This window comes from Paenibacillus farraposensis, assembly GCF_020736845.1.
Taxonomy (GTDB): domain Bacteria; phylum Bacillota; class Bacilli; order Paenibacillales; family Paenibacillaceae; genus Paenibacillus; species Paenibacillus farraposensis.
On the sequence record NZ_JAFFQR010000112.1, the window covers coordinates 1,046,739 to 1,072,450 of the forward strand.

General features: G+C 40.4%; 26 protein-coding genes and 4 pseudogenes. 6 read left to right on the forward strand and 24 right to left on the reverse strand.

What is annotated here, in order from left to right; all coding sequences use genetic code 11:
- Nucleotides 1-13: 13 nt before the first annotated feature.
- From JO375_RS23775 to JO375_RS23790, 4 genes are all read right to left on the reverse strand, one after another.
- Nucleotides 14-3,715, reverse strand: coding sequence for an S-layer homology domain-containing protein (locus JO375_RS23775; protein ID WP_407672839.1), 3,702 nt, complete (start codon nucleotides 3,713-3,715; stop codon nucleotides 14-16).
- A gap of 448 nt (nucleotides 3,716-4,163) precedes the next feature.
- On the reverse strand, nucleotides 4,164-4,871 hold the full coding sequence (locus JO375_RS23780) for a hypothetical protein (RefSeq protein ID WP_229526775.1): 708 nt from the start codon (nucleotides 4,869-4,871) through the stop codon (nucleotides 4,164-4,166).
- 199 nt (nucleotides 4,872-5,070) lie between these two features.
- Nucleotides 5,071-6,450, reverse strand: coding sequence for an amino acid permease (locus JO375_RS23785; protein WP_229526776.1), 1,380 nt, complete (start codon nucleotides 6,448-6,450; stop codon nucleotides 5,071-5,073).
- A 481-nt stretch (nucleotides 6,451-6,931) separates the two neighbouring features.
- Nucleotides 6,932-7,408 (reverse strand): MarR family winged helix-turn-helix transcriptional regulator, encoded by a 477-nt coding sequence (locus JO375_RS23790; protein ID WP_229526777.1) that lies wholly within the window; start codon nucleotides 7,406-7,408, stop codon nucleotides 6,932-6,934.
- A 140-nt stretch (nucleotides 7,409-7,548) separates the two neighbouring features.
- Between JO375_RS23790 and JO375_RS23795 the strand changes: the two genes are divergently transcribed.
- The gene (locus JO375_RS23795; RefSeq protein WP_229526778.1) at nucleotides 7,549-8,445 is read left to right on the forward strand and encodes an SDR family NAD(P)-dependent oxidoreductase; all 897 of its coding nucleotides are present in this window, start codon (nucleotides 7,549-7,551) and stop codon (nucleotides 8,443-8,445) included.
- 560 nt (nucleotides 8,446-9,005) lie between these two features.
- Nucleotides 9,006-9,158 (forward strand): annotated as a pseudogene (locus tag JO375_RS23800) (PAAR-like protein); the annotation flags it as partial.
- Nucleotides 9,159-9,277: 119 nt separating this feature from the next.
- On the opposite strand, the gene JO375_RS23805 reads toward JO375_RS23800, so the two are convergent.
- From JO375_RS23805 to JO375_RS23840, 8 genes are all read right to left on the reverse strand, one after another.
- Nucleotides 9,278-10,756, reverse strand: a complete 1,479-nt coding sequence (locus JO375_RS23805) for a protein adenylyltransferase SelO (protein WP_229526779.1) — start codon at nucleotides 10,754-10,756, stop codon at nucleotides 9,278-9,280.
- A gap of 766 nt (nucleotides 10,757-11,522) precedes the next feature.
- A complete protein-coding gene (locus tag JO375_RS23810) occupies nucleotides 11,523-11,690 on the reverse strand; it encodes a hypothetical protein (RefSeq protein ID WP_229526780.1) in 168 nt (55 codons plus the stop codon).
- 372 nt (nucleotides 11,691-12,062) lie between these two features.
- On the reverse strand, nucleotides 12,063-12,278 hold the full coding sequence (locus tag JO375_RS23815; protein WP_322098784.1) for a substrate-binding domain-containing protein: 216 nt from the start codon (nucleotides 12,276-12,278) through the stop codon (nucleotides 12,063-12,065).
- Between the two features lie 567 nt (nucleotides 12,279-12,845).
- Nucleotides 12,846-13,652 carry a M23 family metallopeptidase gene (locus JO375_RS23820; RefSeq protein ID WP_229526781.1) on the reverse strand — a complete coding sequence of 269 codons (807 nt, stop codon included), beginning with the start codon at nucleotides 13,650-13,652 and terminating at the stop codon, nucleotides 12,846-12,848.
- Between the two features lie 132 nt (nucleotides 13,653-13,784).
- Nucleotides 13,785-14,903, reverse strand: a complete 1,119-nt coding sequence (locus tag JO375_RS23825; protein ID WP_229526782.1) for a serine hydrolase — start codon at nucleotides 14,901-14,903, stop codon at nucleotides 13,785-13,787.
- A gap of 10 nt (nucleotides 14,904-14,913) precedes the next feature.
- The gene (locus JO375_RS25205; protein ID WP_377529039.1) at nucleotides 14,914-15,702 is read right to left on the reverse strand and encodes a DCC1-like thiol-disulfide oxidoreductase family protein; all 789 of its coding nucleotides are present in this window, start codon (nucleotides 15,700-15,702) and stop codon (nucleotides 14,914-14,916) included.
- 544 nt (nucleotides 15,703-16,246) lie between these two features.
- A complete protein-coding gene (locus JO375_RS23835; RefSeq protein ID WP_229526785.1) occupies nucleotides 16,247-16,930 on the reverse strand; it encodes a DUF5819 family protein in 684 nt (227 codons plus the stop codon).
- Nucleotides 16,931-17,004: 74 nt separating this feature from the next.
- On the reverse strand, nucleotides 17,005-17,322 hold the full coding sequence (locus JO375_RS23840; protein WP_013372457.1) for a hypothetical protein: 318 nt from the start codon (nucleotides 17,320-17,322) through the stop codon (nucleotides 17,005-17,007).
- 98 nt (nucleotides 17,323-17,420) lie between these two features.
- Between JO375_RS23840 and JO375_RS23845 the strand changes: the two genes are divergently transcribed.
- Nucleotides 17,421-17,708 (forward strand): hypothetical protein, encoded by a 288-nt coding sequence (locus tag JO375_RS23845; protein WP_229526786.1) that lies wholly within the window; start codon nucleotides 17,421-17,423, stop codon nucleotides 17,706-17,708.
- A gap of 29 nt (nucleotides 17,709-17,737) precedes the next feature.
- Here JO375_RS23845 and JO375_RS23850 read toward each other — a convergent pair whose 3' ends face one another.
- The 11 genes and pseudogenes from JO375_RS23850 to JO375_RS23900 form a co-directional block, all read right to left on the reverse strand.
- The gene (locus JO375_RS23850; protein ID WP_229526787.1) at nucleotides 17,738-18,853 is read right to left on the reverse strand and encodes a recombinase family protein; all 1,116 of its coding nucleotides are present in this window, start codon (nucleotides 18,851-18,853) and stop codon (nucleotides 17,738-17,740) included.
- Nucleotides 18,854-18,891: 38 nt separating this feature from the next.
- Nucleotides 18,892-19,107, reverse strand: a pseudogene (locus tag JO375_RS23855) (recombinase family protein); the annotation flags it as partial.
- Between the two features lie 118 nt (nucleotides 19,108-19,225).
- Nucleotides 19,226-19,978, reverse strand: a pseudogene (locus JO375_RS23860) (phage portal protein).
- 52 nt (nucleotides 19,979-20,030) lie between these two features.
- The gene (locus JO375_RS23865; RefSeq protein WP_229526788.1) at nucleotides 20,031-20,564 is read right to left on the reverse strand and encodes a cupin domain-containing protein; all 534 of its coding nucleotides are present in this window, start codon (nucleotides 20,562-20,564) and stop codon (nucleotides 20,031-20,033) included.
- A 206-nt stretch (nucleotides 20,565-20,770) separates the two neighbouring features.
- Nucleotides 20,771-21,181 (reverse strand): hypothetical protein, encoded by a 411-nt coding sequence (locus JO375_RS23870; protein ID WP_229526790.1) that lies wholly within the window; start codon nucleotides 21,179-21,181, stop codon nucleotides 20,771-20,773.
- 18 nt (nucleotides 21,182-21,199) lie between these two features.
- The gene (locus JO375_RS23875) at nucleotides 21,200-21,580 is read right to left on the reverse strand and encodes a hypothetical protein (RefSeq protein ID WP_229526791.1); all 381 of its coding nucleotides are present in this window, start codon (nucleotides 21,578-21,580) and stop codon (nucleotides 21,200-21,202) included.
- 18 nt (nucleotides 21,581-21,598) lie between these two features.
- Complete coding sequence (locus JO375_RS23880; RefSeq protein WP_229526792.1) at nucleotides 21,599-21,976, reverse strand: hypothetical protein; 378 nt, start codon at nucleotides 21,974-21,976, stop codon at nucleotides 21,599-21,601.
- 40 nt (nucleotides 21,977-22,016) lie between these two features.
- The gene (locus JO375_RS23885) at nucleotides 22,017-22,208 is read right to left on the reverse strand and encodes a hypothetical protein (RefSeq protein WP_229526793.1); all 192 of its coding nucleotides are present in this window, start codon (nucleotides 22,206-22,208) and stop codon (nucleotides 22,017-22,019) included.
- Between the two features lie 64 nt (nucleotides 22,209-22,272).
- Nucleotides 22,273-22,413: a hypothetical protein gene (locus tag JO375_RS23890; RefSeq protein WP_229526794.1), complete on the reverse strand. Its 141-nt coding sequence runs from the start codon at nucleotides 22,411-22,413 to the stop codon at nucleotides 22,273-22,275.
- Nucleotides 22,414-22,694: 281 nt separating this feature from the next.
- A complete protein-coding gene (locus JO375_RS23895; protein WP_229526795.1) occupies nucleotides 22,695-22,949 on the reverse strand; it encodes a YciI family protein in 255 nt (84 codons plus the stop codon).
- A gap of 94 nt (nucleotides 22,950-23,043) precedes the next feature.
- On the reverse strand, nucleotides 23,044-23,235 hold the full coding sequence (locus tag JO375_RS23900; protein WP_229526796.1) for a hypothetical protein: 192 nt from the start codon (nucleotides 23,233-23,235) through the stop codon (nucleotides 23,044-23,046).
- A gap of 89 nt (nucleotides 23,236-23,324) precedes the next feature.
- Here JO375_RS23900 and JO375_RS25210 point away from each other — a divergent pair.
- Together JO375_RS25210 and JO375_RS23915 are read left to right on the forward strand one after the other, a co-directional pair.
- Nucleotides 23,325-24,065: pseudogene (locus tag JO375_RS25210) on the forward strand (IS3 family transposase).
- A complete protein-coding gene (locus JO375_RS23915) occupies nucleotides 24,058-24,333 on the forward strand; it encodes a hypothetical protein (RefSeq protein WP_229526934.1) in 276 nt (91 codons plus the stop codon). The pseudogene JO375_RS25210 and the gene JO375_RS23915 overlap by 8 nt, the downstream one beginning before the upstream one ends.
- A 303-nt stretch (nucleotides 24,334-24,636) precedes the next feature.
- Here JO375_RS23915 and JO375_RS23920 read toward each other — a convergent pair whose 3' ends face one another.
- Nucleotides 24,637-25,041: a hypothetical protein gene (locus JO375_RS23920; protein ID WP_229526798.1), complete on the reverse strand. Its 405-nt coding sequence runs from the start codon at nucleotides 25,039-25,041 to the stop codon at nucleotides 24,637-24,639.
- 351 nt (nucleotides 25,042-25,392) lie between these two features.
- Here JO375_RS23920 and JO375_RS23925 point away from each other — a divergent pair, with 351 nt between their 5' ends.
- The gene (locus JO375_RS23925; RefSeq protein ID WP_229526799.1) at nucleotides 25,393-25,602 is read left to right on the forward strand and encodes a hypothetical protein; all 210 of its coding nucleotides are present in this window, start codon (nucleotides 25,393-25,395) and stop codon (nucleotides 25,600-25,602) included.
- The last annotated feature ends 110 nt before the right edge of the window (nucleotides 25,603-25,712 follow it).

Here is a 25,712-nt window from a genome sequence, read left to right on the forward strand (position 1 = left end):
TCATGTCAAACACTTACTGATAGTTCACTTTTTCTGAGAAATAAATCTCCTTCAAACGATTCTTTACGCGCTGAATTTCATCTGCTGTTAACGGAGCCGCAGGAGCTAGCTTGAAGTTCCTTCCGGTGACATAGCTTACATCCACTTTCGAATTCTTCTCGCCGTATGGCATCTTCGGAACCGGACTGCGGGTATAGTCCGTAAAATCAATAATGGACCATGCCGCATCTCCATCCTCCTTGGATAAAATGATCCGCTGTGAGGCGTTTTCAGTCCACAAGTAACGCAGATTGGCCGGCGAATTATTGGAGCCCGAGGCAATGCCGGAGCCCCTAAACATGAGTGAAAATTCCGAGCGATCATTATTCGATCCAGCTGACGATTCATAAATCTGCTTCAGCCCGTCCACTCCCACAATTTCGACCTCACGGTCAGCAGGGAAGTGTTTCACAAAGTTATCCCATATTTGAGACAGGTGTGGTTTTGTGGCAAACGAGTGGATGTCCAGAATAATGGACATGTAGTTTACCGTATTTAAGCGTTGATAAGGATTATCCAGATATTGCTGTGCTATATACAGTTGTGGTGCCGCATCCGTTTTTTCATTCATATTTGGGTCACCTGGTGCGAGCGTCCAGCGTGAGGAACCTTCTGTATAGCGTGATCCAATGGGATCAATCGTAACCGAGTTCATAAACACGGTACCGCTATTATCGGCAAGCCCCTGTGCGGGAACAATCGGATTATCCTTATTGGACCAGTAAGGCATCAAAGGTGAACCCTCACCATATATGTTGTTAACATTATACTGTGTAGCCGACCACCCCATGGCTGAAGTGATCCTATAATGATCTTTAAGCCATTGGGCCTGCTCAGGATTCACCGTATAGCTGGACAATGATTTAGGCAGATACTTCCGATACTGGTCTGTATCCATGCTTTCAAACACCGAAGGTGATCCCAACGTACCGCCTTGGTGCAGCTCATTGAGTGCATTATAACGATACATATACAACCACTCGGCCTCCCGGTCTTCCCAACTATGAAGATTAAACTGGTTATTCGGTTCCGAGTCCATAATCCCGACTTCATCGCCATACTGATCCACGTATGCCAAAACCTGTTTAAGCTGCGGGCGATTCTCAGCGTAAAAAACAAATTCATTTTGCATCGCCCAGGTCACTTTTAAGTTGGGGCCAAAGTGATTCATCAGCAATTGACGAGCTTGCTTAATTTCGTCTACCGTGGTCGTTTTGCCCTCTTCACTACTTCCTTGCAGTATTATGGAGACAGCAAAATATTGCTTTTTGCGTTCTCCGGGTACTACAGTTAACTCGGCATCGGATATGAAGTGAATTCCCTGAGATGGTGATTCAACCTCGATCTTGAATGGAATGACAGATTTCACTGCCGGAATCAGATGCAGATTGGCAATATGTCCATCCTCGTCAAATATTCCCGAGGAATCCTCTATCCGAAGCTTCAAGTCTGACGGCAACAAACCGGGCGGTATGACCTCTCCCTTGGCATTATGAAATACGTAGGGCATACTCCAGGCTGCAGGGTCTAGAGTAGCAGCCTGTGAAATGGTGGACGTGGCCAAGTATACGGACCTGATTACATTCGGAGCCTCTGGTGGAGGAGTCATCCCTTTCACGACCAGCTGGGTCTGTGCTTTAAGTACCCGATGGGGGTTCGCAATGGTGACTTCCAACTCGACAGGAATAAAACCATCAGCAGCTGGAATATTCTCAGGATGCGCGATTTTCCCATGTTCATCAAAAACACCTAATGTATCACTAAATTTGTAAGTGACACTTGTGACGCTGGCATCGGGAATGCTTACCAAGTGCCCTTCATTGTAAAGCTCAAAGGACAACTGATACGAAGGATACGTTTCCGGTTGATTTATAAGTTCCGGCGCCTTGATTACGGCCTCATCCGCCACAATTACACTTGGGTCATCTACCGGAGGAGCCTTCCCTTTCACAATCAGCTGGGTCTGTGCTTTAAGTACCCGATGGGGGTTCGCAATGGTGACTTCCAACTCAACAGGAATAAAACCATCAGCAGCTGGGATATTCTCAGGATGCGCGATTTTCCCATTGTCATCAAAAACACCTAATGTATCACTAAATTTGTAAGTGACACTTGTGACGCTGGCATCGGGAATGCTTACCAAGTGCCCTTCTTTGTAAAGCTCAAAGGACAACTGATACGAAGGATACGTTTCCGGCTGATTTATAAGCTCGGGCGCCTTGATTACGGCCTCATCCGCCACAATTACACTTGGGTCGTCTGCCTTCCCTTTCACGATTAGTCGGGTCTGTGCTTTAAGTACCCGATGCGGTTTCGCAATGGCGACTTCCAACTCAACAGGAATAAAACCATCAGCAGCTGGAATATTTTCTGGATGCGCGATTTTCCCATGTTCATCAAAAACGCCTAATGTATCACTAAACTTGTAAGTGACACCGACATCGGGAATGCTTACCAAGTGCCCTTCTTTGTAAAGCTCAAAGGACAACTGATACGAAGGATACGTTTCCGGCTGATTTATAAGCTCCGGCGCCTTGATTACGGCCTCATCCGCTACAATTACACTTGGGTCATCTACCGGAGGAGCCTTCCCTTTCACGGCCAGCCGGGTCTGCGCTTTAAGTGCCCGATAGGAGTTCGCAATGGTAACTTCCAACTCGACAGGAATAAAACCATCAGCAGCTGGAATATTTTCTGGATGCGCGATTTTCCCATGTTCATCGAAAACACCTAATGTATCACTAAACTTGTAAGTGACACCGACATCGGGAATGCTTACCAAGTGCCCTTTATTGTAGAGCTCAAAGGATAGCTGATACGAAGGATACGTTTCCGGCTGATTGACCAACTCTGGCGCCTTGATTACTACCTCATCCGCTACAAAATCCGAAGAATGATCCGGTTGTGTCACTGACGATTTCGGCTCTGGTGGCGTCACTGATGCTGGATTGCGCCTTGACCTGTGACTTTTAGGCTCCTCGATTTCCGGAGTCACACTTTGGTGATTAATTTCCGGTGCCGAGTCGACCGCTGCTTTGTCCGGGTCTGGCAGACTGGACGGCTGATTCGTCGTTACAGCTCCGTTTCCTGACTCCAGCAAACGCTTGGCACGTTCTTTCAGATCGTCACCGCCTATCCATACCCGATAAGCAACCAACGTGGCATCTTGTCGTGTCACAAATTTTTTGGGATAGAAATAATGATTCGTATCCCCCTTTATCAGCTCTAATCGCTCCATCATCCACACGCTCGTTTGTGCATAGTCTGAAATATCAGGCTGATCCACAAAACCGGATATACCGGCAGAACGGGTATCTTCAGAAACACCAAAATACCGGGCATACCAAACGGCCATATCCTGACGAGTCATATTCTGCTTGGCACCAAATAATTGATCATTAATTCCTTTCGTAATGTTCTCTTTTTGCAAGATCTGCACATAAGGCAGAGCCCATGGTGATACATCACGAAAAGACGTAACATCTCTGTTATTCGATGTTCGCTTTAAGGTTTTAGCGAAGATGGTAGCCCATTCCTGCCGCGAAATAAAATGTACAGGCCGAAAACTGCCATCCTGATAACCCGTAACATAACCTTGAGCAGCCATGGCCTCAATCGCATCCGCTGCGTAGGAATGTTCAATATCGTTAAAGGCCCTATCTGCAAAAACAGGCACAATATGTATACAGAACAACCATACGGCCAGTAAACCAGCGATGTATTGCCTAATGCGTATTAACTTTTTTTCACATCTCATTATTTTAGGTCACTACACCTCCTATATGAGATAGTACTAGATCGCTTTTACCTGTACCTCCATATCAACTTTGGAAATTAATTCCCTCTTTTCAAATGAATTTTAATTTCCATTAACACCAAACTGTATATAATTAAATTATCGGAATAATCTCCCCGGAATTGAATAAGGCCAGTAAAAAAAGTAATTCTGTCCTTAGGCTAGTTAATATACTTTTAAAGTCGTATATCCCTATCACTTAACAATGGTTTTCATTAACAATTAAATTAATCACCTACAAATAAAACAAGAGATAACATGATGTATCCGCCATTCGGTATGGGGAATACATGATGTTATCTCTTTCTTGAGTAAAGTGTATGCTCTTTTATTCTTCTTTAAACTTAGAACCCTTATAAACATAATAATAACCATTTAAAGTTCCATCTTGCGGATAAGCAGCAGGATCTTTGCCTTTTATTTGACCTACAAGCTCTCGATTTATAAACGTAGGAGTTCCTTCCTCGATTAGCGCTTCGGCAGACATCCCACTGATCGGTCTTACTGTACTGGACCAAAAAGTAACTAAATAGACATCGTCAGCATTAAAATGATATCGTCCTTCACTTGGTGTCCCCCTATAAAACAGATTAGACAAAGAAGTTGCATTTGACCCTCTCATAAAAATTCGAATATTACTAGTTCCGTCCCATCTATGAGGAACCCCGCCTCTTGGATTAACGTAGTTTACAATTTCAGGCTCCTTATTGCTAATAGAATCAATAACCTTAAATTTATAAACGCCATCCGTTACACTCTTGGTTACAACTCCTGTTGTTTTCCCTGTTTTATAGCCGCTGAAATTCCCATACACATTTGGGGTATTACTGATAGCGTTAAAAAACTTGTTCCGATCCATTTCTCCTGCTCTTCCAGGTACTGGAGTCAATCTGTAGGTCTTGATCTCCGTGCCCTTGTACTTATCCCAAGTGTATTCGTAATAATGATCTGCATAAGTTACTCCACCGTTCCAGCCTACAGATGCCACCATAAGAATACCTATCATCAAGAATAATGGCCATTTTTTCAACAACATTCTCTCAACCTCTTTTCTCCGGGTGAATTCAAATTATCATTAACATTATATATTTTCAATCATTCTGTTAACAGTTAAAGATTAGAAAAATAAATTCCAAACATGAATACTTGTTGTTCGAAAAGGATAATCTCACCTAAAATAAAAGCCGAGCGAACTCAGGATATAACCTGAATGACGCTCGGCAATTTAGCAACCTCTAGTGTTCCTCTATTTCTTCAATTCTCTGCCGCTTTCCTATACCAAAGACAAAATATCCAATAATGACGAGCGCCATAAATGATGCCCCTACAATCAATGACATGCGTATGTCCGGATTGAACCACATTCCGATAATTACTAGCAATAAGAAGATGATGGTGATGTAATTGCTGACCGGAAAGAAGCGAGACTTAAAGGTATGGTCCTTCATTTCATTTTTCCATTTTTTTCTGAATTTAAATTGGCTGATCGCTAATGCAAACCACGGTACCATGCCTGGAAGAACACTGGCGCTATAGATGTACAGAAACAGCTTGGAATCCGGGAATAAGTAATTAAACAGAACTCCTATCAGCAGTAAGAGGATCGTCGTGATAATACTATTTTTAGGAACGCCGCTCTCGGAAACTTTTCCAAAAAACTTGGGGGCTTGTCCGTTTTTAGCCAAGGTGTACAACATTCTCCCCGCACTATAAATCCCGCTGTTGCAACTTGACATCGCAGCGGTGAGAACAACAAAGTTAATGATGCCCGCAGCGGCTACAATTCCTACTTTGGCAAAGGTCAGAACGAAAGGACTGCCTATCCCGCCAATTTGATTCCAAGGATAGATCGTAACAATGACAAAAATCGCACCCACGTAAAAAATCAGAATACGCCAGACGATGTTTTTAGTGGCCTTGCGGAGTGTCATTTTCGGATTTTCTGCTTCCCCCGCTGTAATACCTACCAGCTCTATCCCCTGATAAGCCGCCGTTACAATGCATAGTGAGAACAGAAAACCTTTTAATCCGCCTGCAAAAAAACCGCCATGGGAGATTAAATTGGAGAGACCAATCGGATGCCCGCCATTGCCAAAGCCGAAGAAGATCAGGCCAGTGCCAACAATCAGCATAAAGATAATAGCAACAATCTTAATCATGGCGAACCAAAACTCAAATTCTCCGTAAAACTTAACAGCCGCCAAATTGGCTAACGCGATAATAACCACACCGACCAAGGCTGGCAGCCATTGGGGAATATCCGGGAACCAATAACCCACGTACACCCCAATCGCGGTTACCTCCGCCATTCCTACCGTAATCCATAAAAACCAATAGCTCCAAGCGGTCAGAAAACCAGCCAAAGGGCTGATATATTTATGAGCAAACGTCGCGAATGAGCCTGTCACCGGTTCGAGAACCAGCATTTCCCCCATGATCCGCATGATAAAAAACATAATAATCCCGGCTAAGAGATAAGCCAGCAGCACAGAGGGACCAGCCCACTTTATCGTACTTGCCGACCCCATAAACAAGCCGACACCAATCGTTCCTCCGAGCGCAATCAGCTCAACATGGCGTGGCTTTAGCCCTCTCGTTAATTGTTTCGATTCCAATAGAAAGCTCTCCTTCGTATATGTTTATCATCAAATATTAATGATCCGGAAAACTGCCCCCAAAACATTATTAATTTTTTGGACTGACGCAGTCCTGATCGAAAAACTACCCCGTAGCTGCACGATTCGCAAATAAACAAAACAACCAACGTCCTATCTACCGTCCAAACCTTACTGTTTCTAAGACCGAGTCCGTAGCATTAGGTGAATTGTATGACAAAAAACGCCTAAATACAACTGCTAATTCGTAGACATTTTTAGGAATAAAATGGAATGGAAGGTGTTTCTTTTATCTGAACATCGGTCAATTTAAACCAACCTATTAAACTAGCAAAAAAAATATCTACTCGTACATATTTTTTTCAAATGACTAATATCACGAATTATGCCCTCTTGTTCATAAAATCTGTGCTCATGTATTCGCCTGATTTCTCTAATATGTTTTCCTTTCCCTGCTCACAGACTTACTTCAACAAAATAGTCAGGCATCTTCTTTAACCATGGTTTGTCCGTTAAAACACTTCAGCATTTCAGTAAACGCTTCAAGTTTGGAATCCTCCCATGTTGAAATGCGTTTATAAAATTCAGCTTCTTTTTCAATTAGAGCATCCATAGCTTTTTCACGTCCAAACGCTGTCAGGGATATCAGGACTCCTCGTCGATCTTCAGGGTGAGTTTCACTTTTTACATAATTCAAGCGCTTGAGCTGTGCAACAAGCCGGCTGACAGAGCTTCGATCCATAGCGGTGGATTCCGCCAAAAATGTAGCGCTTGCCGGACCGTATGAAAGGAGACAACGTACAATCAGAAATGCAGCAGGCTGTAAAGCCGGATCGAAAAGCGCTGCAGTTCTTACGTTGAGTGCATGTGATGCACTTATAAGTACATTGAGCTGCTCACCGAGATTCAGCTCTAATTGCCCTCTTGCAGCATGTTGATTCTGAATTTTATTTTTCATAGGGTATCCACCTCATGATTGATTAGTTTGAATATAATTGACATATGTCAAACGAAAAACATATACTTGATATATATCAATCATATTTACGATTTTGATAAGCGTCAAGCAGAAAAGATAACGTTTGAAGGAGGACTTACATGTCGACATATCCGATTGTTGTAATTACTGGTGCTACAAGTGGTATTGGACAATTGGCAGCTATTGAATTAGCCAGACGCGGAGCACATCTTGTGCTAACAGCCAGAAATGAACAACGAGCTGAGGAAACTAAAAAAACTATAAAAGAGCTTGTCCCCAACACACAGGTAAACTTTTTTTTCGGAGACCTGTCTCTGATGAAAGATGTCAAACGTATTGGAAATGAGATTAAGGCTAGTTATCCAAAGATTGATGTATTAGTAAACAACGCGGGATTACATGGATTCAAACAGCGAATCACCTCAGACGGATTGGCTGAAATGATAGCAGTAAACTATTTTGCTCCATGGCTGTTAACACATACATTACTCCTGCCATTAATGAATTCAAAACATGCAAGAATCGTTAATGTTGCTTCTGAAGCATCACGCAACCACGGGAAGCTTACATTGCCTGAGGATTTGACAGATACATCTGACTTTACTGCAAGAGGCTCATCTATAATTTACGGTAAAACTAAACTTCTTAATATTATGTATACGGAAGAACTTGGACGTCAATTGGACGGGACCGGAGTCACGGTTAACGCACTTAATCCAGGTTTTAACGTGACCGGCCTTGGCCGTGAGTTAGGCTTTTCTTCGGCACTTGCCAAAATATTGAATGCTTTGCATATCGGAGATCCGAGAAAAGGAGCGGACATCATTGTTCGTTTAGCTACAGAATCTCAATATCAAGGAGTGACATGCGGATATTTTAATGTAGGCACTGGAAAGCCCATTGTGCCAGCATATCCTGGCGGGGATATCACGATGCAACACCAGCTATGGAGTACGACTAAAGAATGGTTACAGCAAAAAGGGATTATAGACCCCAACGAATGGGTCATTTTGTAAACTAAACTTCACTTTTAACCGATAAATACATATGCTGGGTTCACGATTACTTTTTAAGAAAAAGGGGACTTTCTGTGAACTATCTAGATGAGCATATTATTAGCCTCAAAGCTAAAATAATGGATCAGGCAACAGTTAATCCAGATGATTCGAAATCCATCTCAGTTGACATTCAGTACTTGGAACAGGACGGTTCTACGTCTGAGGAAGCATTGCTGCTTCAGATTGATCATGACCATCTCACGTTGGAGCCCAGAACATCCTTCATGGGGAGGTTGGCTTCCATATTCCCAAATCCTTTAGTCTTATGCCAGTAGAGCAATCTGTCTTCAAATATCCGTCGAATTACCGGCCCGAGATCATCTATACCTCACTGGATGAGACGGTCAATCTGACCTTTAATCCTACAGCAACGCAGCTCGAAGTGGACGAGCTTCCCGAATTTACAGAGGAAATGGCAGATGTATTACGGTCGGTACAACCGATTCGCAACTGGCTGGGCACGGAGATGATTGTCAATCGTTCCGGGCTTTCGGTCGGGCGGATTCTGCTTTGTAGCATCCCCCTGCATTCCTGTCCTTACGATGCCTTGGCTGAATGGGAAAAGCGACATGAGGATCGAAGGTCAGCCCGCTTTAACCCAAAACTGTACCCACCAGTGTCTGTATTGCGGGCATATTCAAATCGAAAATGATGGTCAGGAGCTGGATTGATGGTTATAGCCTGCTCCTTCCACGTTTCAGGTTAAAACAAAAAAGCGCTGGTGAGAGAATGGTTATCTTCTTACACCAACGCATTAAATCAGACCATCAGCCAAATGGCTCACTTCACATCAGGTACCGCAAAAGGTTCGGTAAGGACAAGCGGATTCCTCAGGCAATGCAGAGTAAATCTCCTGTTCCGCAGAGTAGGCAAACGGGTTCGAAAGAGCCTTGAGCAGCTGCTCCATCACACCGTAGTCTTCTTGTTTCACCGCAGCCTCCAGCGCTTCTTCTACCCGGTGGTTCCGCGGAATTATGGCGGGATTGCTGCTACGCATCAGTTGATGTACGGAGGCTTGCGATTCCTGCTGTCTGTCCAGTCTCGTCTGCCATTGCTCATGCCACTGGGCAAATTCCACAGTGCTGAACAGGGCCATATCCTCCAGCTTGCCCAAGGTTAGGGCGCGGAAGGTATTGGTGTAATCCGCACGATGCTGCTGCATCATTTCAAGAAGGTCTTTGATCAGGGATTCATCCTGCACCTCTTCATTAAAAATCCCCAACTTCCCCCTCATCCCTGACAGCCAATGACGGTGGAACATGTCTGTAAAATCTGAAATCGCATCCTCGGCCATTTCGATAGCCTGCGTCTCGTTGTCATGCAGCAGCGGCAAAAGGGTCTCCGCAAATCTGGCCAGATTCCAGGCAGCAATACGCGGCTGATTGGCATAAGCATAGCGGCCCTGAATGTCAATGGAACTGAACACCGTCGCAGGATCATAAGTATCCATGAAGGCGCAAGGGCCATAATCTATGGTTTCGCCGCTAAGGGCCATGTTGTCGGTGTTCATCACTCCGTGGATAAAACCAGCAAGCTGCCATTTTGCGATCAGTTCGGCCTGACGCTTGATCACTTCCTGCAGCAGGCCAAGGTAGCGATTTTCCTTAGCAGCAGCTTCGGGATAATGTCTGTCCAACGTGTAATCAGCCAGCACACGAAGATTCTGGGCCGTGTCCCATGCTGAGACGTATTGGAAGGTAGCCACGCGAATATGGCTGGCAGCCACACGAGTCAGAATGGCACCGGGCAGCTCGGTTTCCCGGATGATCGACTCCCCTGTTGTCACCACTGCCAAGCTGCGGGTAGTCGCAATACCCAGCGCATGCATCGCCTCGCTGATGATGTATTCGCGAAGCATCGGGCCAAGGGCCGCGCGGCCATCACCACCACGGGAGTATGGCGTTCTGCCTGAGCCCTTGAGCTGAATATCAACTCGCTTCCCCAAGGGAGTAATCTGTTCGCCAAGCAGCAGAGCACGACCGTCTCCCAGCATGTTAAAATGTCCGAATTGATGGCCTGCGTAGGCCTGGGCAAGGGGCGCTGAGCCTTCGGGAACCCGGTTGCCGGCAAGCACCGCTACTTCATCTTTTTGCTGCAGCGCTGAATCGTTTAATCCCAGCGATGCTGCTAGCGAATGGTTAAGGACAATCAGCTTGGGTGAGCGAACAGGGGTTGGGTTGAGCCTTGAAAACAATGATTCCGGTAAACGAGCATAACTATTGTCGAAGTTCCATCCTGTTTTAGCTGCTATTTCTTTTTTCTCCGTCATAGCGTCTCCTTTTCCGTTGTAATATCTCGGGGTTCCCCTGTGTAGTCTTTACCTGTATCCATTTATTATCCACTTTTGCCCATGCTGTTGTGCGCTTAGGCGTGGAAAAGGCAGCCGATACAATCCGGTTGCCTTTTTATGGTGATTATTGGAATACCGTTATCCAAGCGTAGTATTGATTCAACACGAATTCTTACGAAGAGGGGGCACATAATAATGAAACTCGGCAGAAATCTCAAACCCGACCGACTGGTAGCTTGTGACGAACAGGTAATCATAAAATCAAAATCCTCAGCTTCTTCGACTCGTAGAGGCTTGGTCTCTGCTATTTGCTGATTCGAAGAGTCATTCATTTTAGTAATGTAATATATTTGCATGCTGGTTGCGATCGCCTCATCAAGAAGGAAACACGCAGTTTAAGGACGAGCAGGCGCTATCCTTCTAAAAACTGTCCGTTTTATGTTCGTGGTCGCCAATTGCACCGCCTCCTTGATATCGTATAGCTATCATTTTAACTTAATATTGAAGCAAATCAATGTTATTACGAGCATGAGCATCTCGCAATAAATCGCTGATACAACAGCAGTTGAATATTTAAAGGAAATCTGCCAGCACCTTCCGAGCAGTATTGTCACCCACCGTAACTAATTGAATATGTTCGTCTTTAAAAGCATTCCTCCTAATAGATCTTTTTTAATGATTAATAAATCGATTTAGTTAAAACAAACGGAATAGAGCCCATAATACAATAAAAAAGGACGTGAAGTCAGGAGCGGCAAAGCTTACCCCTTCTACTCCTAAAAAAGGAAGGGGTGGAAAGATGAGGGCAGCAGAGTAGAAATCCGTTAAGACAGCTAAAAATGACAGCACCTTTGAAGCCACCGCTGGAATTTCCAAATATAGCGGCTGCACCTTCAGCCAGGAAGCAGGCCATAATTCCTGGGACAATACAAGTAACCCAATAAATGGGAAGAGGAAGACGTAGGCCACGCCAGTGAAGAAGCTGATAGTATCACATTGGAATTCCGTAAAAAATTGATGCAGTCGTTTATTTTTACATTTTCAGTATCATGCTCACAGTTGCCGAATATTTTTCCCAAAGATAAATGTATTTGAACCTGGTTAGACGTGCAAGCACAATATTGAGGATCATGGAAAAAGCAAAATGAGCGCGGCATCCGCACCGATCTGATCAATCGTCAGTGAGATGATGGCTTTATTGCTTGGTACGACACCTTTGAGATTGAAGGCATAAGAAAAAATTAGGCTGAAGTTGGTGAGAACGCCTCCTAAATCAATTTAGTGATTATGAAAAATTTATTTCTCTTAAGCAAAGACAAAAAACGGTAGTAATAGGCGGGTTATAGAAAGCCGCAGACGATACATCATCTATGCTGATCAAGGAAAAATCATGGGGGATAGTCAAGCGGTTATTTTTTGCATACATCAGTACCTGTTCCAAAATCATGTCATTGGTGGCGATAATTGCGGACCATGTTCGATGAATGTTTCGACCGACAATTCCTGGACAATGATGTAGGGGTTATTCTTATTCATAAACCTAGTACGAAATATAGATAACTGAGTCTGGTTACATTGTCGATCCCCCTATTTAGATTTCAGAATTCCCCAAGTTATATCACTTCGTAATATTATAATAATAGATAACTATACCAAGAAAAATTGTTGTTATGAGAATCATTAAAAAAATGTAAGTAAAAGATATGAGCATCCTCTTGATAAAATTTGCTTACTATAATTCTTTTGCGAAACAATTGCTCAACCTTTCCTCACCTATACAGCTCATCCACTTCCCGCGTGCCTCATGTATGTAAATAATGTATGTTCCCGTACTCAACTCTAAAGTACTTTTTGTGAATGCAGGAACATATTCAAGTTGTTCTTAATCCCTCGTTCATCAATGCTTTTCTTCTCGATATATTACTACCACGCACTCCACATGTGTCGAGACGATGGAAGAGATATATCTCTCGCTTAAGTTGAAAATACTTGCTTTGAGTAACAATACTCAATACTGAAAACCTGAAAAACAGTTTCTCAAACCGACGTTCTAAGGAGATATTCATTTTTATCGAAAAATAAGCGTTTGATCAAGCAGTAAATCATTTCTCTTTAAATAATTACCATTAAAAGTAATAGGCACTGAAGTTCCATTGAAGTAATCTCTCTTATTGTCATGTTTTATAGCATGAACATGAAGATGCGGCTCACTGCTGTAACCTGAGTTCCCTACTTTCGCTATTTCTTGTCCAATCTTGACAAAATCATTTTTCTTAACTAGCAGACTATTTTTTTTCAAGTGTAACAACAAAATATTATATTCTTTATACTTGATGATAATCATATTTGTAGCACTACCACCCAGGGTATTTGGCACATTATCATCTACTCCATCCACAACTTCGGTAATTCTGCCCTCAACAGGGCTATATACTGAATCGTCATAGATGGGATAAGATTTCAAAGATTCGAGACTCTCAAACTGTTCTTTTCTTGATCCTAAAGGGGTGAGCCTAGTTATATCCACCGCATATTTCAGAGTACGATGCGAAAAATGATAGTTCATAGATGAACTCATTCCTCCATTTACAACCTCGTAAATCCCTCCTTTTAACGGAAATGTTAAATCGACTGCCTCTTCGTGTTTAGGAATGGATGTAATGTATGACGTGCTAAATAAAATACATATAGAAACCTGATAAATCGCTATTAAGCCGTAAAGGATCGTGAATATTTTTGTTTTTTTATTTGTGCCTTTAGATTCAAAAGAGCGTAAAGAGGTCATTTTGCGAAATAAAGCGCATCCAAACAAGACGATGCAAACAAGACGTAAATAATAGCTGATTTCTGTCCAATCATTTATGAATAAAATCATGAACGTATATCCACTTGTAAACAAAGTGTGTATGACCCACGAGGAACGATTTCTAAATGGGAAGCAAGCCATCATCCAATAGAGCATAATCGGAATCAGCAGCATTTTTACGATATAATAGAACATTCAAATTCATTCCTTATTATCTGATAATTTGCGACTTACCTCTTCTTGAAATTCAATATCCGTTAATATTTTATAAAAAAACAAATCTAACTTCTGTTTAAGCCAGATATGATCCATCCCAGAATCATCTTGAATAAACAGAGCTAATTGAATATCGTTCCCTTCCAGATCCGTACAATATAAAGCCTCGGTTAGAACAGAAATGGTAGATCCTCCTTTGTTTCCAAACTCTATTAGCTTGGAATCATCTACTTGCCGCTGAATTAGCTGTTTCAGATATGAATTGGCTGTAAGAGGAACCAACTCCTCATTGTGTATGAGCTTCATGAGATAAGCATATTCTTTAGTCGTTGAACAAGGAAGCTTGCTCGATTCCAGCACTTGAAGCTTTCGTCCATAATTTCTCCTGGTGTTCCATTTCTGAATACATTCTATCTCCTGATCACGATTTAAAATCTGATGAATTTCAATAGATTTCTTCATGTATTCCTCGTAGCTCATCTCACTTATTCTTTGTATCGTCTCTGTAAATCCTATGTTCTCGGTCTCTTGGATATAAGGAGACATGAATCCCGCAGATGAAAAAGGAAAGATTTTATCATGGGAGGAAAGCGAGAGTTTCATAATATTCTCATTGATCTTATCCAAACCCATTTTCGCCATCAGAAATTCTGTATTGGCATTGGAACTATATGCTAACATTCCGTGAGCAATATCTAATAACGTGATTTTTCCTCGAACTTCTTTATGGTTGGAGCGAATGGAACTGATCCAGCTATTATGAGCGTTGCCATCAGAACCAGGAATATAAAATTTATTTAATTCCTCTAAATCCACAAGTTCATGTTCATCTAACAGCTTTGTCGCTACTTGGCGAGCAAACTCAATAGCGATGATCACTTTCGCAGTGCTAGCAAGCGGCATTTTAACTTCTGAGTTGTAGCTGATTTTCTCCATACCATTTTTGATCATATACAAAGATGCTTTACTCGGATTTTCCTTCAAAAAGCTTAGAACATCCATTTCTGTTTTCTTATTATTTTGGCGCTTCGCAATGAGCAAAAACAGGATACATATGAAAACAAATATTAAAATCATAGCTACTATCAATAAAATTATTTTCATAATTTGCTCCTTAATGGATACGCTTCGGGTGAAGTTCACATAAGTCGTCACAGTTCCCCACGGGAACCACTTTTCTTTTAGAAGCTATATAATCATACAAATAACCGCCTATACCTATCTTTTTGAAAATAATTATAAAAGGAACCGCCCACCAAAGATACGGTATTCTTGTACAAATTTGTGCAATGGAGTCAATTCCACGTTGTATTTTACTGGAATCATTCATTGAGAAACTATGCATTCGCATTTCTAATTCATTAACATCTAATTTGTATGCTTGAACCAATAAAGAATTCCGAAAACTAACAAGCCGCAGCATTCTAAAATAATCCAGCTTGTATAAATAGCCTTTTATATTTGTACAGACAGGACACCAACCATCATAGAAAACCAGAATTTGTTTGTGTTGAAAGCTTACATATCCTAATCTTCTTGTTTTTCTTCGAATTGTAACTGATATTTTCCGGAAACTGATCTTTATAAAATGGTATAACTTTTTATATTCTTGATCCGTAAACAACAATAATTCCATAACAATCATAATTAACGAAAATGTCAGCAGACCCATCCCTATAGCAATACCTATATGAAACAATATCATAGCAATAACTACAAACGGTTTAAGCCTCTTATTAATCACAGCAAAAGGGAATGCAATTTTAATAATTATAGATAAATAAGTGAATACAATGGTGAGTCCAACATAATGGTTAACCATATAATCCAAAATAGGTCTGCTAAACTCTCTCACTTGAGATATATAATAAAGAGCCGTTCCATTTTGCCACATTTCGCCCATAAGCTGGTACATTCCTGAGAAAAAATAAACGATACACAGTTGTATAATACAAAAGAGTACTGCAAAATTGTGGATTATCACGGATAACTTATAGAGTACAGAGTCTTTCGAGTCTTTTCCATGTGAGCTGTTCATTTTAGAATCCAAAGAGAAATAGGCAGTGTTATTGGTGAACAACAGAAAAAACATATTCACTATAAGTAAGTTGTCTCCTCCGTCACTAATATGAAAAGAGCGAACATACAATGAATAAAAAAATAGGTAGGCCAGAATTGAAAAAAGACGGCCTTTATATCCAATTAAATAAAAAATAGTAACTATAATTCCTAGATGATAGATAAAGTCAAAAAATAAAGCTGATGAATGCAAATTATATAAAGACCACGTTAATGACTTGTACCCAGCAGAATATATATTAATTCCAGATTCGTGCCAAAAAAAATACCTTTGTTTATAATGAATAAAATAATTGAAAAGTAATATCAACCCGATACATATCCGAAGGATACTTGTTCCAATAAGAAAGCGTTCATTTATAAAAAAATTACGGTAATTCAACAACATCCTTTACAACTCCTTTCCAATCATATACGACATTATCTTCTTTCACTTTAAAATGAAGATCATCTCGCTTTGAATATGGAATCGCATCCGATATTGAGGTCATAAACTGGACATCGGTTATTTCATGTTTCAAAAACTCTCTTTTCGCAAACGCAGAGGCATAGCGGTATATGATTTGTTCAACTTGATCCGAATCCTTTTCTAAAGAAGCATTTATTTCTTTGGCGACATTATCTTTCTTAGATATTTTCTCCATTAATTTATATGTCAGATCATCTTTTCCTCCTATATATAATTGATGTATGTATCCACTTCCAATTCTGAGCATCCTATTATAAGGTGAAAATACTGTCGCCTCATTCGTCCTGATCATAGGTTCAGTAACATCATACCAATTGCTTATAACAGTTTTGTTACGGCCCTCTCCCTTATACTTCACACGTACATATAATTTTAGATTTTGAGTCATAGGCTGGGGAGCAAATAGATGCCAGTTTTGTTGAAAAAACCGTCCAACATAGTTATCAGTTACTAATTTCAATGAAACAGAGACCGGGTTAAGCGGTCCAGCGTGAAGTAAAATAAAAAAGAAATGAACCATCAAGAACAACGATAAAGAGAATAACGTAGCATTTAAAATACACGCTTCACTTCTTTTTTTCATTTAAACAGTCACCTCTTTTTAATAACATCAGGGAGAGAGAATATAAAAATCTGATCCTCTCCCTAATATTTCATCTATTTATCAAAAATTACATCTGCATTCTCTACATCACTACTAGAAACACCTGTACCTAATAGACTTCCTAAGCGGGTCGCTTCTCTCAAAGCATCCTTGTTAGCTTCATAAGCTGCTTTACCAACTTGTACTGCTTTACGAGCAAGGGATGCTATTGCTTGAGGCTCAACAGCAGCACCATTTGCATTCGCGCTAATTAAAGGAGAAGAATTTCCAGAGGAAACGTCATAATCAGAAGCGTAAGAAGCGCTTAAACTTACAGTAGAGAAGGCTGTGATGGCTAGAGCCAGACTAAGTATTGTTAATTTTTTCTTCATAGATAATTCCTCCTAAGATGGTTAGTAACAAATGATTTACCATCCCTATCCCATCAGAGTTACCATACACACACTTCAACCACGGGAGGGAACATACAATGTCAAATTTTCCAGATTGGTTTCAAGAAGCGTTACGCCAACGATTTTATCAATTAGAATTCGCTAATGAACAACAGGCTTCATGTTCATCAGAGGACAAAAATCTATTCACTCAAATGAATCAATTCAAAACCAACCAACACGAGGATGCCCAACATCTGCTATCTGAATGGGAAGAAGCAATTGCCTACCAGCTAAGTCAGGACAAACAATCCATCTATATGGAAGGAGTAAAAGACGGGATTCGATTGATTCTTCCCGTCATACACTCCACAAATATTCGTTAGCCTATTGATAGTGTTAGCCTATGATTTTTTTAGTCCAATACTTCATCTATGCTCATTCCACTTTTCAAGGCAAAAACAAAATGCGCTGGTGAGAGAATCGTGATCTTCTCCACCAACGCATTAAATAGGTTATCATCAAATTGTTCTAGTATATCTTGTCGCGAGCTTGAAATTTGTATAATTTCATCAACTCGTTCCTTGATTTTTTCCTTCTGATCCTCTTCCTCCTCTAATATAAGCATCTGTTGCCATAGCTCGTTGAGTTCATTGAAAAGCCTGTTTGTTTCTTCTTCATATACGGCTTCATCAATCTGATTTCGCAGCTTGAGATTCACTAACTCCTTCAAGTCAGATTTCAATTGTTGCATCTGTCCTTCAATTTCCAATAGTGGTTCTCGCTCTACTTTGCTGGAAAGTATCGATTCAATATTGCCTTTCAGCGTTTTAATGAATCCTTTCTTATTCTTATACAGCCGATTGAACAATCGTACAAACGCGGAATGTAAAACTTGTTCATCAACCGATTTGGCATCACAGGCTACTTTACCTTCATTTACATACGTTTTGCATTGCCATACGACCTTCTTGGATGGGTTATTGCTGTTCCAGGTTCGGCGTTTAAAAATGGCTCCGCAGCATCCACAATATACTTTACTGCTTAGTGCGTATTTACTGGAGTATCTTTTACTGTCTCCCATCACACTCCCTTTCAGCTTGGCTCTTCGTTCCTTCTCCTTTTGCACCGCTTCAAATATTTCCTTGGATACAATCGGTTCGTGGTTATCCTCTATAAAATATTGCTGCTCCTGTCCTTTATTTCTTATTCGTTTGTGGGTTAGAAAATCTACCGTTACCGTCTTTTGCTGAAGCAAAGCTCCGTAATATTTCTCATTGGTCAGAATTAAGGTAATGGAGGAATCCCACCAAGTATCGCCACCCGTGACTGTTTTTATGTGGTCTCGCATCAATCCTCTAGCAATCGCCTGATAGCTTTTACCATCTAAATACTCCTCATATATTCTGCGTACAATCTCTGCTTCTGGCTCATTAATGACCAGTTCACCCTGCTCGTCCTTATCGTAGCCGAGGAAGCGAGTCGTGTTGCAGAAGACTTTGCCGTTCTGGAAGCCACGTAATATCCCCATCGACTGTTTTCAGAAATGTTTCGGCTCTCGTCTTGTGCAAGAGAACTCAGGATAGTCAGCAATACTTCACCTGTTGTATCCAGTGTATTAATGTTCTCTCGTTCAAAGAATACAGCCACTCCGAGACTATTAAGTTCCCGTACATATTTCAATAAATCCAGTGTATTCCTAGCAAACCTCGAAATCGACTTGACCAGTATAAGATCTAGTTTACCGTTGTCAAAAAAATTTGCGTTCAATATTGTCCAACTCATTTTTCACAAAAGAATCTCCTTCGTAAGCCAGCTTACCTTTCCCCCAGCCGGAACCTGAATAATCCCATCTTCTTCATACTCAACAAGTCTTCAGCTTCCAGCTTGGCATTCTTTATCACTAGATAGGCATTGCGATGATCTGCGATTTATTGACCAAATCGGAATTCAATGCGTTATAGGCATCAAACAAAGAAATCACATCCTGGAAGCCACTTTTTCTCTCTGTATTAGCTGGACAGGAGATGAGCGGTACTCTTCCAAAGATGTGATTGTGTTTGCCGATATATTTTAGTTCAGGTGATTGGGTTTGCTTACTCTTATTGTGTCTGTCATCGTTGCCGATTGTATAGTGTAGAATTTCATGGTCGGTATACACCTCCAGGTACACTTGCTTATCCAATCGACTCGTAAATTTATGTAGGCCAAGCAATACATTTCTTTCTGCGGTTCCGTCTTCTAACACATAGACATTCAAAGGAGATAGCACCGTCGCTGAAAATTGGCCATCCGAATCGATATAGTTCAATTCGTAGCTTTCACCAAAGATTTCGGATTGTTTTCAAAGCTGTACATTGTGCTCTTTGTCCCAATGACCCATATGTACATCTATACTATGTATGGCTTCATCCTGATCCGACTTAGACACATAGTATACGGGCTTTCCAAGCAGATAGCCCACTTCGTTATCTACAAACATACGTAGAAAGTTGAAAATGAGCTTTTGATTACTTCGACTTTCTTGCATCGCATAGTTCTTGACTCGGTTATTTGCAAATAGGTTCTTCCTTTCAAAATGGGCTGTGTAATTGTTGCTTAAATAAATATAGAACCACCTTTTAATAAGGTAGTTCCTTGTTGAATTAACGTTCACCGTTAGTAATCCACTCCAACCTCATTTACTTGATCCCTTAATAATATTGGCTTTATTCAGCAGACATGGCATCCGCTTTTGTTACATGAACCGTACCATATGGATGCTCAGGCGGCGCATAGATGACGTATATTTTAAGCGGGGTATTCCCTGTATTGGTAACATTGTGCCATGTTCCAGCAGGTATCATAATTGCATAGCCACCACAGGCCATTGCTTGAAAATTCAAATAATTTTTACTTTCACCCATCTGAACAAGTCCCTGACCTTCTTCAATACGTATGAATTGATCCGTTGTGGGATGAACTTCTAAACCAATATCACCTCCAACATTAATACTCATCAGGGTTACTTGAAGGTGTTTCCCTGTCCATAAAGCGGTGCGGTAAGTATTATTTTGCTTAGTAGCTTGGTCAATATTCACTACAAATGGCCTTTGCCCATAATCTGTTAATTTATAAGGATACCCGTTCGTGTTGGCCCCATTATAATAATGACCATTCCAACTATTACTCCAACTGATGTTATTCCAATAGCCATGCATTGGAGTATGCCATGGATATGGATAGCATGAATTACGGTACAATATTCATTCTCCTCTCAGCATTTCATTGTTTATTTTCATTCTATGCACTTGCCTATCTAAAGGTTTAAAAAACGGTCAAGAACCTGAGGCCATAAACGAATGACAACACCACATGCTAAACATTGACATCCAATCTTTATGGTTATTGAAGATAACTGCCCATTTGCTTAACGAGTGATTCAATACATATTTTTTTAGCAAATCCCTCAAAATAACAAACTCCGATCATAAAACTTCAGACTCTTGACCGACTGAATCAATTGAATAGCTCCATAGAGTGAATCCGGGGCATCATCATATGTACAATTTCGATTGTAGTCCTTCACCTGATGATTGTACCTGAGATTATCTGAATTGAACAAAATATGACCCTTCTTCACTTCCGGCTCCAAGCTAATAATGCGTTCATGCTTCTGCCCCTTGGAATGCACACTTTCTACGGGTGTATGTATATGGGCCTTCCATAGCTCTTCTTCAAACTTTTGTTTCATGTAGCTCTGTGCCTGATTCACCTCAAATCCAAGCTTATCTACAGGGTAAAGCTTCAACTTCTCAATAGCCACATGGAACAAATTATCCGGCAACAGTTTATAAATATTGCCATCGATCACGTACATCTGCTTCGTCTTCCGATGCTAACCAATAATTGAAATAGCTGAATAGTCATTTTTCTTCCCGGCTTTAATCGCTGGATCAATATACATGGCAAGTTTCCATATCCTCAATTCAGGCAACCTGTCCCAATACATGAGATTCTGAAATATGTATTCGTCTGTTGAACGTGGATGGTTTTGTAGCTCTTTATAAAAGCTTTTTTCACCCATGGCTTGCTTCTTGCACATCAAATAATAATAGTCTAAATACTCACTCCACAGGATTTTCGTACCCTCCAGCATCTCTTCTTCGTGAGCCATAAAAAAAGACAAAGCCGTATTGATCCTGTCCTCGTCTTGCAAGTTATTATATTGTCGTTCCCACTCTGACCACAGATCATCACGCTCTGAAAATTGAAGCACGACTGCTTTACGGACACTTCACACACCAGGAATTTTACCTTTGAGCAAATCGGCCATAATATCTTCTTCATTCAAAATGGTTCCACAGATCAGGATATCCGTATCCCTTGTGACAATAGGTAAAATGACATCCGTAAATGTATTTTTAATTTGTTCTCGTTTAGCTTCGGATCGAGCCGTATCCTCCTTGAGCAGATCATCCATTAGAACCAAGGTAGGACGATGATGCTTGTAGTGAATACCTCTCAAACTACCATCTATGCCACGAATCATAATGCAGGAGTCCAGTCCACCTTTACTCTTGAGCCATATTTCATTGTTGTTCCAGCGGCTCCCTTTACGAATGCCAAAATCCTCAATTAGGATCTGATTCGTTTCCAGTTCATCTTTGATCATACCAAGAACGGAAGAGCAATTTGTTCTGTCGTAGATATAATCAGCGTAAACTGTGATTTATCATAAAGTGTGGCATACAGCGGAAATAAAAAAGAACTGATCGTGCTTTTACCATGCTCCCTTCTTCACGTACCCAGACGGGAATATCCCTGAGTCTTGGCACAACAAATTGATCATATTTGGTCAGTATCTTCGGTTTGATCCTTTTTGGTTTTTCATTATTTTTGCTCATTAACTCCCCTCCATCACGAAAAAAGGGAACAAGCTATAATAGCCCATTCCCCATATGTATCAGTTTACGCTTCTAACTCAGCCTCGTAAAACAATTCGATATCCTCAATCACCTTCTGAATCAACTCATTGTCCACCCGAGCTTTCTCAGCCCCTAGCACATTTACCTTTTCGGCTTGCATACCCTTTAGGAACCGAATCACCATATTCACTTTTGCTTAACCCAACTTCAATCACCCTTTCGGTTTAGTCAGCACATGATACCTCTGACTTTGCCGACTCAGCAACCACTTCATGATAACCATACTGTTTATCATCTCGAATTAAATACACGCTGCTATTATCGCCAACGTTGGCAATGCTTAGCTTTCCCTCTTGCCTTAATAACCTTATCTCCAATACAAAAAGCCTATGCAAAAGAATATGCATAGACGTCTGTATATTTTTAATATCCGACCACTCATGATCACTTTTCGCTGATGAGCTTTTAACGCAACAGCCACTCCTTTATCGTCAATGTGGAAGATCCATTTTGAATGAGCGGATCTGAATTCCCAATCTTTGTAGCCTCATCAAGTGATGCTGCCTTTATTAAATAGGCTCCTCCCGTTGCATCGCTAAATGGACCATACATTTCGAGAAGCTCCTCTTTTTTTAACTTTTCCAGATGGTCATAGTGTCCTTGGATATCATTAGAATCGAACTTGTTTGTTCGGGTAGTCATTAATAAAAAGTAGTTCACTGATTTCCCCTCCATATTTTCCTTGTAATAAAAGTCTAGCATCACTGATCCATAAAATGAATATTAATTATTTTATCAAACCAATATATAACATTTATCTCAATACCTCTGACCTTGCCGACTCAGCAACAACTTGATGATAGTCATACCGCTCACCTTCCCGAATCAAATATACATCGCTATCGCTACCAACGTGGGCAATATACCGCTTTACAATCACATCTACATATTTGGGGTCAAGCTCACTTGTATAGTAATTTCGATCCGTCTCCTCGTAAGCAATCAACGTTGAATGGATCGGCTACACTCTTCTAGACAGAAAATTGTGGTCAAATATATTAGACTACGGACCAACCTAGAAGAAGCAGACGGATCATGACTAAAAAAGAAAGACGTACCTTTAGCGCTGAATTTAAAGCACAGATGGTTCAGCTCTATCAAAGTGGCAAAGCACGAAAAGATATCATTCAAGAATACGATTTGAATTCTTCATCGTTGGATAAATGGGTAAAACAGAGTTCCACATCTGGGTCCTTCAAAGAGAAAGGCAACTTGGACTCCAGAGGAATTAGAACTGATCAAACTTCGAAAACAGAACAAGCAACTACTTATAGAAAATGACATTTTAAAGCAAGCCGCGCTGATCATGGGACGAAAGTAAATGTCATTCGCCAGAATAAACATAAATACTCGGTATCAGCAATGTGCGACGTCCTAAAACTCCCGAGAAGCACCCATTGTACAAGCCTCATCCCACGAGAAGCAATGAAGCCAAGCAAGCGAATGTACTTGAAACCGAAAATTTGAACAAGAGCAGGAGTTATCTATCGTCGTAAGCGATCTGACATACGTCCGAGTGGGTTCATATTGGAGGCTTCTCAGATTGAGCGTTCTTTGAGCATGAAAGGCTGTCCCTATGACAATGCCGTTGCAGAAGCCACTTTTAAAATTTTCAAAACGAAGTTTGTGAAGAAACGTCATTTTGAAAGTCTTGCTGAGCTAACCACAGAATTACATGACTATGTACACTAGTTTAACCATATTCGGATTCACGGTTCTCTGGATTACTTGAGTCCGGCTGAGTTCAAGCAGAGGCACTACAAAAAAATTGTCTAGTTTAGTGTTGGTCAATCCAGTAGTGTCATGTGGCACTCTAGAAGCCTGCAACAATTGTATGGGGTTGTTTGTTCGTTTTCAAGCTCATGCAAATCCTGAAACCAAAGCGGAGTATTTAAATCTTATTAAAAGGGTGTGGGTAAACAATGTTAAAAAAATGGTTCTGTTAGTCATCTCAACTAGCTTTTTGTTTATTTTAGCTATGCCTATCCATCCGCACAGCCATAATACAAGCATCCAGCTTCAGGAAACGGTTGGAGGTTCCTAAACTTAAATAAAAACGTAATGAAAAAGAGTTAAAATAGTTTATCCCAAAAGGGTTAAAATTATTCACTTATTACTCCTAAGCATGGAGTCGAACACTAAATAAACATAGAAAATGCAGGAAGAGGCTAGATGATTATTTCGTCTAGCCTTTTGTGGTTAGAAGTTAAATGAGGGGATGGAAATGTGAAATTTAAATTTTTTATTTGGGATAACACCTCTAAGTTATAGAAAAAAGCAGTGCCAACTAATGACTAATTTTTTTGTCATTATCGGCACTACTTTTTTTCTAGACTAATTGAATTAATTATCTACCATAACTAAATAAAAAGCCTTGGCTAATTGGTTTTCTCATATGACCATCCGATCCTATTGTATAGCCAATAACACCAAGCGAAACCCGACCGGATTCTGTTTGTGGAGTATCAACTACAGCAGTTCCAGTAATTTGCACCTTTTGAGTAGGGAATTTACCAGTTGTAGAAATGGTTCTGGCATGTGTATCTATTAAAGTCCAAAATCCCTCACTTACTGCTGCCCAATATGTTTCAAGAACATTTGAAATCTCACCAAATGAACCGCTTCTATATACTGACATTACTGAATATAGTCTAGCAGTTATAAATCCATCTTTATAATCTTGATATAAAGTACGTGTTTCGTAGGCATTTGTACTAAAATCCTGAGGTATAATCGTTTTGTTATCTTTCAATTCGCCTACAGTTTGAACAACATTACCAGATTTTCTTTCAATAACATTTACTTCTACTTCCTTTTCAGTTTCAGTTCTTTGAATTTCATATTCATCAGAACTGTAAGGTAGGTCAACATAGAGCGTATTTAACTTAATATGCTCTGTAGGTGCTTCGCTTGCTTTGACTTTTTCTCCTAGTATTCCAGAGAAACAGGTTAAAAAAATAATCTTTTGGAATTAATCATTTTTTTCAATTACATCCGTAAAATGGAATTTTCCAACAACCTCATTATAGTACTATATGAAATAATTGTAAACAACTAATAAAAATGATATGTTATTGTAAACAATTATCTGGAGGTGTACTGAATGGATATAGGTGAATTAGTACAGTATCTCAATCGAATGAGTTCTAGCATAAGCGAAATGGGGGATAAAACTAGTGTTGGTTTAAAGGATATTAATATTAGATTGAGTAGCTTAAATAATACTCTTACTCTTACAAATGTTTTACTGATCATTCTAATCATTTTTTTTGCTATAAACACGTTTTTAAAATGGAAGAATTCAAAAGATTAATCATCTCTTATAAAGCGTTTCCCTCTATGCTGCTTATAAAGCTGCGGTAAGGTCGGGTCGTCCATGGGAAATAGAGTAGAGGAGATTTTATAATGGGAGCATTTGTTTTA